Here is a 351-nt window from a genome sequence, read left to right on the forward strand (position 1 = left end):
TCAACGAGCCATCCATCAAGCCTGGCAGAAAGCGCGAACGCTGGGTCGGTGTGCCGTGGATGGCCAGTGGCAGGGCAACGGTCCACAGGTGAGCGTTGAGCGAGAACAGTAGTCCTAAGTCTTCGCTGCCGTACCCTAGGCCCTCCATGACCGCGAGCAGCTCGGACAGCGGCGCGCCCGCTCCCCCGCACTCCACGGGTAGGGCCATACTGAACAGGCCAAATTCTGCGCATCGGCGCCAGCCGTCCCGATGGAAAACGCTGAGACGGTCGGAGGCTGCGATGTCTGTGCTGAGCTGGTCGCGGGCAAAACGTGCGGCCTGCTCGCGCAGCGCGATTCGTCGTTCATCAA

Annotated in this window: 1 protein-coding gene; it reads right to left on the reverse strand. The window is 64.1% G+C overall.

Features of this window, described 5'->3' with window-relative positions; translation table 11 throughout:
- On the reverse strand, positions 1–351 hold a 351-nt coding region (locus KPG66_RS16955; RefSeq protein WP_237071618.1), incomplete at both ends, for an acyl-CoA dehydrogenase family protein.

The organism is Mycetohabitans sp. B2 (assembly GCF_021733735.1).
Lineage (GTDB): Bacteria > Pseudomonadota > Gammaproteobacteria > Burkholderiales > Burkholderiaceae > Mycetohabitans > Mycetohabitans rhizoxinica.